The organism is Deinococcus radiophilus (assembly GCF_020889625.1).
GTDB lineage: Bacteria > Deinococcota > Deinococci > Deinococcales > Deinococcaceae > Deinococcus > Deinococcus radiophilus.
Window position 1 is genome coordinate 286,796 of record NZ_CP086381.1, and the last position, 6,791, is coordinate 293,586.

Annotated in this window: 10 protein-coding genes; 6 read left to right on the top strand and 4 right to left on the bottom strand. The window is 61.5% G+C overall.

Annotation, left to right across the window (positions count from 1 at the left end; translation table 11 throughout):
* Positions 1–298 precede the first annotated feature (298 nt).
* Genes LMT64_RS12190 through LMT64_RS12200 form a run of 3 tightly spaced genes read left to right on the top strand, consistent with a single transcriptional unit; the run spans position 299 to position 1,943 of the window.
* Positions 299–559 (top strand): hypothetical protein, encoded by a 261-nt coding sequence (locus LMT64_RS12190; RefSeq protein WP_126353736.1) that lies wholly within the window; start codon positions 299–301, stop codon positions 557–559.
* Positions 556–819 carry a hypothetical protein gene (locus LMT64_RS12195; RefSeq protein WP_229253481.1) on the top strand — a complete coding sequence of 88 codons (264 nt, stop codon included), beginning with the start codon at positions 556–558 and terminating at the stop codon, positions 817–819. Before LMT64_RS12190 ends, LMT64_RS12195 begins: the two co-directional genes overlap by 4 nt.
* Before the next feature lie 35 nt (positions 820–854).
* Positions 855–1,943, top strand: a complete 1,089-nt coding sequence (locus tag LMT64_RS12200; protein WP_229253482.1) for a transposase — start codon at positions 855–857, stop codon at positions 1,941–1,943.
* Positions 1,944–1,977: 34 nt separating this feature from the next.
* Here LMT64_RS12200 and LMT64_RS12205 read toward each other — a convergent pair whose 3' ends face one another.
* Positions 1,978–2,178, bottom strand: coding sequence for a Rossmann-fold NAD(P)-binding domain-containing protein (locus LMT64_RS12205; protein WP_126352362.1), 201 nt, complete (start codon positions 2,176–2,178; stop codon positions 1,978–1,980).
* A gap of 100 nt (positions 2,179–2,278) precedes the next feature.
* Positions 2,279–2,890 carry a DUF7691 family protein gene (locus LMT64_RS12210; protein ID WP_126352363.1) on the bottom strand — a complete coding sequence of 204 codons (612 nt, stop codon included), beginning with the start codon at positions 2,888–2,890 and terminating at the stop codon, positions 2,279–2,281.
* Positions 2,891–2,981: 91 nt separating this feature from the next.
* Between LMT64_RS12210 and LMT64_RS12215 the strand changes: the two genes are divergently transcribed.
* Together LMT64_RS12215 and LMT64_RS12220 are read left to right on the top strand one after the other, a co-directional pair.
* Positions 2,982–3,611, top strand: a complete 630-nt coding sequence (locus tag LMT64_RS12215; RefSeq protein ID WP_126352364.1) for a cyclase family protein — start codon at positions 2,982–2,984, stop codon at positions 3,609–3,611.
* Positions 3,608–4,108, top strand: coding sequence for a hypothetical protein (locus LMT64_RS12220; RefSeq protein ID WP_126352365.1), 501 nt, complete (start codon positions 3,608–3,610; stop codon positions 4,106–4,108). The genes LMT64_RS12215 and LMT64_RS12220 overlap by 4 nt, the downstream gene beginning before the upstream one ends.
* A gap of 109 nt (positions 4,109–4,217) precedes the next feature.
* On the opposite strand, the gene LMT64_RS12225 is transcribed toward LMT64_RS12220, so the two are convergent.
* A complete protein-coding gene (locus LMT64_RS12225) occupies positions 4,218–4,847 on the bottom strand; it encodes a DsbA family oxidoreductase (protein ID WP_126352366.1) in 630 nt (209 codons plus the stop codon).
* Positions 4,848–4,974: 127 nt separating this feature from the next.
* Between LMT64_RS12225 and kynU the strand changes: the two genes are divergently transcribed.
* Positions 4,975–6,135 carry a kynureninase gene (kynU, locus tag LMT64_RS12230; protein ID WP_229253483.1) on the top strand — a complete coding sequence of 387 codons (1,161 nt, stop codon included), beginning with the start codon at positions 4,975–4,977 and terminating at the stop codon, positions 6,133–6,135.
* A gap of 3 nt (positions 6,136–6,138) precedes the next feature.
* On the opposite strand, the gene LMT64_RS12235 is transcribed toward kynU, so the two are convergent.
* Complete coding sequence (locus tag LMT64_RS12235; protein ID WP_126352368.1) at positions 6,139–6,699, bottom strand: lytic transglycosylase domain-containing protein; 561 nt, start codon at positions 6,697–6,699, stop codon at positions 6,139–6,141.
* Positions 6,700–6,791: the final 92 nt, after the last annotated feature.

Sequence of the window (6,791 nt, forward strand, 5' to 3'; positions counted from 1 at the left end):
TTCGCAAAACGACTGGTACCGCTTTTGGGGCACCCTCAGTGCAGCGAAGCCTCCAGGCTTCGCCGTTGGTACAGCGTCTCTGGAATGTCCAGAATCCGCTGTGAGAGAATATGGGCGCGCTCCCCTGAAACCTGTTTGTACACACTTCCAGAATTTCAGCTCTGGGAGCGCTTTTTGTCTACGTATTCAGGTGCAAGTTCTGAGTATTTCATACTCCCACCTTAGGATGAAGATAATAAATCAAGTCTTCCTCGACAGCCTGGCATTTATAAGTAAATCAGCTTCGTCATGATAAATCATGACCCAAAATGATATGGAGCGGAATCCGCAGGGTGGAACTCAGCCCAGCGGCGAAGATAACGCCAGCTACCGTCAGGACGGCGATCAATCCCGGCGTGACCAGGGAAATGACGGCAGTCAGGGCAATGGCAGCGGCAGTGGCCAGCAAGGCATGCCCGGCGAAGGCCGCAAAGACCAAGGGAATAACGGCCAGAGCATGAATGACCGTGGTGACAGCACCCAGCGCGGCGACAACGGCCAGTCAGAAGACGCATCATGACCCAGGGTGACGAGTACAGAAACCGCAACGGCACCGAAAAGCATGAGGACCGGGGTGAAGGTGACGGCCACGGGCAGATCGGAAACCAGCAACAGCCTGACGGTGGTGCCCGTTACCGCGACGACACCACCCCACCCAACGATCCTGGCGGTCCTGGCAATGATCAAAACCAGGGCCAGGGCAACCTAGAGGGAGGAAACGGGCAAGGTCAGGGCAGCGGTAAAGACGGTTCTACTCAGAACTTGCACCTGAATACGTAGACAAAAAGCGCTCCCAGAGCTGAAATTCTGGAAGTGTGTACAAACAGGTTTCAGGGGAGCGCGCCCATATTCTCTCACAGCGGATTCTGGACATTCCAGAGACGCTGTACCAACGGCGAAGCCTGGAGGCTTCGCTGCATTTCTTTCATAGTCCAGGCCAGAAGATCAAATTCAGCCAAGCTGAAGGAGTCAGTCCCAGTGCACTGAGTCGCTTCTTCAACGTCTATGACTGGGATTCAGACCGTTGCTGGGACGAAATGCAGGACATCCATTGGCGCATTTTGTTGGACGTAGCTCACTCCAAACGCCGACCTCGGTTGCGGCTCAGTGTGGATCTGACCACGGTGGAAAAGGTGGGGACTCAACTGCCCTACGTCAGCGTCTACAACGGTAGACATGGCATCCACCTGGTCGTCCTGTTTGCCGAGTATGGGGAACTGAAGTTCCCCATTTCCTACCGGGTGTACCAGGGCAAGCACACCAGCACGCCCGTCACTCTGGCGCTCGACCTACTGGAAGAGGTGCCGGACTTCATCAAGAAACGTTTCCGGGTACGTGTCCTAGCGGACAGCGGCTTTGAAGCCGCTGTTTTTCTGGAAGGCGTGCGGCACCTCGATTTCGAGTTCGTGGTGGGTGTGAGGAGCAACCGGCGCACGGACCATCCTGGGCGGGTGACGGTGGCGGACTGTCCGCATGGAGGCTATGTCAACTTGGCCAACTGGTCTCTGGAAACGCTGTCTCTGGGGAGAGTAGACCGTGGGGACCGGGAATTCTTCGCGGTGTCGTCTGAACTGTTGGAGGGGGATGAGATCATCGCTGAGGGTGGGCGGCGCTGGACATTGGAGTCCTTTTTCAAGGAAGGTAAGCACCAGTTTGGGTTGGCGCAGTTCGCGCTGCGAACTGCCAGGGGTCTGGACCGCTGGATTCTGATGGTCTTCCTGGCCTTCACCCTGACCATACTGCATCGCTCAGAAGGGATGACCTTGAAAGAGGCGGCACGCCTGGCCCTCTACACCCTGTTCCCCGTAGTCAGGCTCAACCATCTTCTGAGTCAGCTCCAAAAAGAACGAGAATTTCTTCTCCAGCACGGCTATTCGCTCAGCTATGCAAGGTGCAAGTTATGAGAAATACGATCATGGCTGCTGTCCACAGTGTTGATCAGGATGGGCCAGCTGCCGTACGTACGGCCTCGTTCACCAGTGTGTGTGCCGATTCACCGTTCAGCGCGTCCAGGGCCAGGCCCTGAGCTTCTGCGCCACTGGCGCGGATACCTTCAGCAGCAGCTTTGGCACCTTCACGTGCCAGCCGTTGTGCGGTGGACAGACCGACGCCTGAGGCGCCGCCCGTAACCACGGCCACTCTACCTTCACTTCAGTCCGTCCCATAACTTTTCCCTCCTCGTGCCCCTCAGGGCAGGGCGCACGCCGCTTACGCCGGGGATACAGGGCAGGGGGAAGCGTCAATAAAAAAAACAGATCAGGTGCTGTCCACCTTCGGCGCAAGTCTTCAGCCAGTCCCGCACCTCGGCCAGTGACTCTGCCATGTCTTCTCCCTGCCCATCACCGGGCTGCGGTGGGGACAATGGCAACAGTTCGTCCAGTGCAGCCTGGCACTGTTCTGGCGTCAAGCTACTCACGCCTGGATAGTCGTCCGCCGCATACAGGCCCAGGGGCGGCGTGCCACCCAGCAGATTCTGCGTGCGGAAAGCCACCCTGTTGCTGGTGAGGTGCCCGTCTATCACCGTGGCCCAGGACTCCCGGAACCCGCTCCAGGCCCGGTTACTCAGTGCCTTCCCAGCGCGGCGACACATCAGTTCTAGGATGTAGAGCAGTTTGGCACGCTCGGCGGTGGCCTGTGGCCGGGGAACTTCGGGGCGATGAATCAGGTCGTGCAACAGGTCCTCGGCAGCTGCAGGGACGGCATCACTGCTCCCGTCAAGTTGTTCATCCAGCTCTAGCAGGTCTGCGTAGTAGCGGCTGTGCAAATCTACGAAGGTGTGGACATCTCCGCTGCCGATCATGTTGCGCAGATCGTTCAAGGGAACGGCATAGGGCTGAAGGATGGACGACATGCCCCAGCATACAGCCGCATAGGACTAATTGTTAGAATAAGAACAATCCAGGACTTGGTTCTGCCCATTCATTTTTTATTAGCCTAAGTCCATGCTCCCCGTAGATATTTCCCGGCTCCTCACGCCCGGTCATCCCAACTGGCCTGGCGACGCTCAGTTCGAGGTGCAACCTGGCGCCCGTATCGCCGGGGGCGACTCGGTGAATACCGGGGTCATCCGCACTTCCACGCACACAGGAACCCACGTAGATGCACCCTGGCACTATGACGATGGGGGCAAGCAGCTGCACGAGATTCCGCTGGACGTATATGTCGGCCCTGCGCTGGTGCTGCGGGTCGCTGCGGATCAGCCGATTGGCCCAGGCGTGCTGGAGGGCCTGAGCGACCTGCCGCCCCGTCTGTTGCTGTGCAGCGGTCAGCCACCCCACTGGTCCGATTTCCCAAGTGCCTTTGCCTACCCCACTCCGGAATTTGTGCGGGCGGCGGGCGAGCGGGGGGTGCGGTTACTGGGGCTGGATGTGCCGAGCATGGACCCGCTGGACTCCAAGACCTTAGACAGCCACCATGCGGCCCATGCGGCGGGGATGCACATCCTCGAAAGCCTGAGCCTGAGCCATGTCACCCCCGGCGAATACACCCTGGTCTGCCTCCCCCTCCCGCTGCATGGAGTAGACGGTGCTCCGGCGCGGGCTATCCTGCTGCCCGCTATAGTGGGAACATGAGCGAACTGAGCGGCAGAATCGGCGGGGTGTATCAGGGCTACGACCTGCGGGCCGACTGGGACGGCGAACGGCTGAGCGGGCGAATCGGCGGAGTGTACCAGGGCAAGGATCTGGACCTGACCCACCGCCAGGGGGAAGTCGCGGGCCGAATTGGTGGCCGGGTGGCCGGCTTCGGTGTGCGCGGTTCCCTCAGTGCAGCGGGAGGTACGTTGCGTCTAGGTGGACAATTTGACGGAGACGACGTGACCTTTTCCCTGAATGGCAGCGAGGCCCAGGGCCGTTTCTCGGGCCGCTGGCATGGCAAGGACATCGCCCTGAGCGTGACAGGTCAAGAAGTCTCCGGACGGATTGGGGGCAGGGTAGACGGCAAGGACGTGCGGCTGTCCCTGGCAGGGCCACCTCCTGAACTGGCGGTGGTGGCGGCCCTCTGCGCCTACAAAGTGCTGCAAGAGGATGAGGACAGTGCTGCCGCCTCCAGCAGTCACAGCTCCACCTGAGGCGGGTGATCGTTCAGCCTCAGCGAGACTGAGACGGCAAAAAGGGTCGCTGGGTAAACGAAGTTGTTTATCCCAGCGACTGCTGACTGGATTTGGCCGCTGCTCATGTTCAGGCCGGGCGGTGGCGTGCCCGCTTGATCGTCCCGATGCGCGAGTTGTCTCGCAGCACCGCGCAGTACAGCTCCCAGCGTCGCTGCGCCTCGCTCGCCTCACGGGTCAACTCCTCAAAGCGGAAATAGGCCGCCTCGCCACTGTCCAGCACGAATGTTGGAGTGCCCTGCACACCCACCTCGGCAGCGGTGTCCAGATCGGCCCGGAGTGCCTGCTTCAATCCGGCGATGTCCCCGCGGGCGTGTTGCCAGGCGGCCAGTTCCAGTCCCGCCTCCTGGGCCGCCCGAGTAAAGGTGGTTTCCTCCAGCGGTTGTTCTTGCTCGTGGTGCAGGCGAAACAGGGCCAATGTATAGGCCCACTCCGCCTCCTTGCCGAGCAAGCGGGCCGCCTGTGCGGTCAGGAAAGCATTCAGGCTGGGGCGTTGGTGGGAGAGGGAGCCGCTCCCTCCATCTGCCCCGGGGTCTTGATCGGTCAGTCGCCAGCTCAGTCCAGCCGCGTTGTCATGGTGGTTGCCTTCTACCAGTGAAAAGTGCCGCAGCGTGAACAACTCCGGGCCGCCTAGGGCCTGCGCCAGTTCCAGTCCGCGCCAGGCGTAAGGACACAGAAAATCGAAGTAGAGGGTATGCATAGGGCATTTTAAGGCCAGGCAGAGAAGAAAGAGCCTTGACCTTACTTGCCCAGAACAACCCGGCGGTTCTGCTCAGGCCGCGTTATCTTGCCTTATGTCCAAACTGTATAGGCCAGAAGCGTTCGTTATGCCGCAAGGAATTTATATGGACGGCAACAGCCTGGGCCTGATGCCGCACTCCGCACGCCGGGCGGTGGAGCGCCGTCTGAACGACTGGGCCGAGCAGGCCGTGATGGGCTGGGACCGCTGGTTTGACCTGAGCGAAACCCTGTCGCCGCAGGTGGCCCGTCTGGTCGGGGCGCAGCCTGATGAGGTGATTTCGACGGGCAGCATCACCACCAATCTGCATCTGCTCATTTCCACCTTTTACCGCCCCGAGGGTGAACGTAGACACCTGCTGGCCACCGAACTGGACTTTCCCAGCGACCTGTACGCCATGCGCTCCTGGGCTGACCTGCACGGCGCCGAGCTGCGGCTGATTCCCTCGCGTGACGGCCAGACCCTGCACCCGGACGACATCGCGGCGGCCATCACCGACGAGATCGCGCTGGTGCTGCTGCCGGTGGTGCTGTACCGCTCCGGGCAACTGCTGGACATGCCCCGCTGGACCGAATACGCTCACGCCCAGGGCTGCGTGGTGGGCTGGGACGCGGCGCACTCGATCGGAGCGCTGCCGCACAACTTCCATGACGACGGCGCCGATTTCGCAGTGTGGTGTACCTACAAGTACCTGAACGCGGGCCCCGGCGCGCCCGGCGGCCTATTCGTCCATGAGCGGCACCTGGGAACCATGCCGGCCCTGCGCGGTTGGTGGGGCAACGACAAGACCAGTCAGTTCAAGATGGCAGGCGACTACGAGCGCGGCGCGGGAGCAGGAGCATTTCAGCTGGGCACGCCCGGCATCCTGTCGCTGGCAGGCCTAGAAGGAGCGCTGGAGGTCTATGACGGCGTGGATCTGCAGGAACTGCGCGCCCGCTCACTGGAACTCACCGAGCTGCTGATGACCCTGGCAGATGAACAATTGCCTGAAATGCAGATGGTGACCCCCCGCGACCCGGCGGAACGTGGCGGGCACATTTCCTTGCAGTGGGAGCACAACAAGCAGGTGTCGCTGGCGCTGCGGGCCCGCGGTATCGTGCCGGATTTCCGCGAGCCGGGCATCCTGCGCCTGGCCCCGATTCCCTTCTACAATTCCGAGGACGATGTGCGGCGCACCGTGCAGGTGATTCGCGAGATCGTGGACAGCGGCGAATACCGCGAGATCGTAGACGGCGGCGCTGTCAGCTAAGCCTCAACTGAATGAACGGTACATCCGCACGATGTTGTTCACGTAGTTGACTGTTTCGGGGATGGCGGGCACGCAGTGGCAGCCCGCCACCCGGCCCGGCCCGGCGTTGTAGGCCGCCAGGGCCAGTTCGACCCGCCCGAAGCGCTGGTACTGCTGGCGCAGATAACGGGCGGTCCCGAACAGGTTCTGCTGAGCCACGTGCGGGTTCACGCCCAGGTCACGGGCGGTGCCGGGCATCAGCTGACCCAGGCCGATGGCGCCAGCGTGCGACACGGCGTTCTGGCAGAAGCCTGACTCATGCCAGACCAGCGAGAACAGCAGGGTTTCGGGGATGCCTTCGCTGCGGGCGTACTGCCGCAACCAGTTCGAATACTCCTGCGGAACGGTGATACGGCGCTGATTGCCCGCGTAGATCAGCTGTCCGCGCTCGTGGGGGGCGCAGGAATTCCAGCCGCGCTGAACCGGAGCAATCTGAGTGGGGGAGGCTGGGCCTGCTGCCTGAGCCTGCGTGGCCCCGGTCAGCAGCGCCAGAGCCGTGACAGTGGTGGCCAGACGCTTGAACATAAAGAGAAGTTAATGTTGGGGGTCATGCGGATTTGTCACAGGGGATGGGCGCAGACCCACGCAGACCTGAGTGGCAAAGTGCGCTGTGGTAG

Coding starts and splice junctions, on each gene's coding strand:
- LMT64_RS12190 (WP_126353736.1), top strand. CDS start 299: ATGACCCAAAATGATATGGAGCGGAATCCGCAGGGTGGAACTCAGCCC.
- LMT64_RS12220 (WP_126352365.1), top strand. CDS start 3,608: ATGAGCGAACTGAGCGGCAGAATCGGCGGGGTGTATCAGGGCTACGAC.
- LMT64_RS12210 (WP_126352363.1), bottom strand. CDS start 2,890: ATGTCGTCCATCCTTCAGCCCTATGCCGTTCCCTTGAACGATCTGCGC.
- LMT64_RS12235 (WP_126352368.1), bottom strand. CDS start 6,699: ATGTTCAAGCGTCTGGCCACCACTGTCACGGCTCTGGCGCTGCTGACC.
- kynU (WP_229253483.1), top strand. CDS start 4,975: ATGCCGCAAGGAATTTATATGGACGGCAACAGCCTGGGCCTGATGCCG.
- LMT64_RS12215 (WP_126352364.1), top strand. CDS start 2,982: ATGCTCCCCGTAGATATTTCCCGGCTCCTCACGCCCGGTCATCCCAAC.
- LMT64_RS12225 (WP_126352366.1), bottom strand. CDS start 4,847: ATGCATACCCTCTACTTCGATTTTCTGTGTCCTTACGCCTGGCGCGGA.
- LMT64_RS12195 (WP_229253481.1), top strand. CDS start 556: ATGACCCAGGGTGACGAGTACAGAAACCGCAACGGCACCGAAAAGCAT.